The sequence below is a fragment of the Mycobacterium sp. genome, from assembly GCF_049683935.1.
Taxonomy (GTDB): domain Bacteria; phylum Actinomycetota; class Actinomycetes; order Mycobacteriales; family Mycobacteriaceae; genus Mycobacterium.
In genome coordinates this window covers 1-1653 of sequence record NZ_JBAUJR010000287.1, presented here as the reverse complement: position 1 = coordinate 1653, position 1653 = coordinate 1, and the positions used below count along the sequence as shown (strand labels likewise).

The window sequence follows — 1653 nt, the reverse complement described above, 5'->3', positions numbered from 1 at the left end:
CCGGCCAGCCCTCGACGCCGTCGATGGCGACGCCCTCCTTGCGGGCTGTGCTCAATCGCCGACCGAGTCACCCACGTGAAGCGACGCCACCGGTGCAATCCCCGCAGCCGCGCGTTGCACACGATCTCGGACGCTGACCGATGATGGACCTGTTGACGACAGCCCTACGCTGGGTGTTCTTACTACTGGTTGTGGTCGCGTTTCTCGCGTGGGCTGCTGGATTGCTACGCAAGGTGTTCGTGGCCGAGGCCTATTGGGAGGACCGCACCAACAGACGCCTGGCGACGATCGCATGTGGGTGCCTCGTCGGTGCCATCGTCACCTCCCTGCCCCTCACCCCCGGACTACCCCTCTGACCTGTCTCACCTCACCGAAGGACACACACCATGAGTTCACCCGAATCCTCCACCACCGCGCTGTCGGAGATCGACAGTCTGGAGCTGGCGATCCTCACTGAACTGTGTTCCCCCGAAGCGGTGGACGCGTTCGAGATGATGCACGCCAACGTCCGCCCGACCAACGCGGCGCGGTTCGCCGACTTGCTCTCGATCATTAACGGACTGTCAGATCCGAACTTCGCGGTCGACGCCCCGCTGAACCTTCTCGGGTTGGTTCCGGCAACAGTCATTCGTGTGAATGAGCTGGACGAGGGTCCGGACCCCCGACCAGGACGGGTTGGGCCCCGCCCGGTGTGGGCGGGGCCGTCCGGCCTAGAGCTTGAGAGGTTCGATAGCTTCGTCGGTGCGGTGCTTGCCGAGTAGGCATTTCCCAGGTGCGGGTGTCGAGCTGCTCGGCTGTGACCCACTGCCCGCACATCGTGGCGTGGCGCACGTCCGCGTGCAGTCCGCCCAGGTTGTGGGTGGCGCTCGTTGCGCCGCGATTCAGGGCAGCGGAGGCGATGGCGGAGAGCCGATCTGGAAGCATGGCGAGATCCTTTCGAGGTTCGGATGAGACGTAGCGATCGGACATGACGAGGGTGGACTGTCAAACCACGTCTTGGGAGCCTGCGACCGTGGTTTTACTGGACGGGGGTCCCCAGCGTGTCAGACTCGGCGTCCTCGTACGACCCCCTTTGGTGACCCATATGGGGCAACGCCGGAGGCTGCGAGGTAGCGCAGTGGGACGCCCACTCCCCGGCATGACCGCACCTGACCCGGCCTTTCAGTTGTGGCGGCGGTCTTCCTCGAGGCCACGGAGACGATCGAGTTCGGCGCGCTGCAACGAGATCTCTTCGCGCAGATCGGCGGCGATCGTCTTCTGTTCGTCGATGCGTTCGGTGTAGTCGCGGCGCAGCTCGGCTTCACGTTTGGTGGCGTCGGTGCGCTGCTGGGTGAGTGTTGCTGCGCTGGTTCGGTTGTCATCCTGGCGTGCGGTGCGTTCGGCGGCGAGATCGGCACGCAACCTTTTCGCTTCGGCGCGCAGCTCGACCAGCTCGTCCTCGCGGCGGCGATCCTTCTCGTCGTAGCGGTCGATCGATTCGCGGTGACTGGTGTTGAGCGAGGCCACAATGGTGTCGTGGGTGTCCTGCAGGGCACTGATTTCGGCGCGTTGGCGTGCGTCGAGCTCGTCGAGTTCGGCGCGGTGCGCGGCCTTCTGCTCCTCGACCTGGATGCGGGCCTGCTCGGCGGCGTTTTCTGCTGCATCGGTCTGCTC

General features: G+C 65.1%; 3 protein-coding genes. 2 read left to right on the top strand and 1 reads right to left on the bottom strand.

Annotated elements, in window-relative coordinates; all coding sequences use genetic code 11:
* The first annotated feature begins 152 nt into the window (after positions 1-152).
* Together WA965_RS16830 and WA965_RS16825 are read left to right on the top strand one after the other, a co-directional pair.
* The gene (locus tag WA965_RS16830) at positions 153-356 is read left to right on the top strand and encodes a hypothetical protein (protein ID WP_139278527.1); all 204 of its coding nucleotides are present in this window, start codon (positions 153-155) and stop codon (positions 354-356) included.
* A 30-nt stretch (positions 357-386) separates the two neighbouring features.
* Positions 387-761, top strand: coding sequence for a hypothetical protein (locus WA965_RS16825; RefSeq protein WP_526447835.1), 375 nt, complete (start codon positions 387-389; stop codon positions 759-761).
* Between the two features lie 400 nt (positions 762-1161).
* On the opposite strand, the gene WA965_RS16820 is transcribed toward WA965_RS16825, so the two are convergent.
* Positions 1162-1653: hypothetical protein (locus tag WA965_RS16820; RefSeq protein WP_526447833.1), on the bottom strand; the 492-nt coding region annotated here is incomplete at its 5' end.

Excerpts from the sequence above, each read along its gene's own strand:
- WA965_RS16825 (WP_526447835.1), top strand. The coding sequence starts at position 387 with ATGAGTTCACCCGAATCCTCCACCACCGCGCTGTCGGAGATCGACAGT.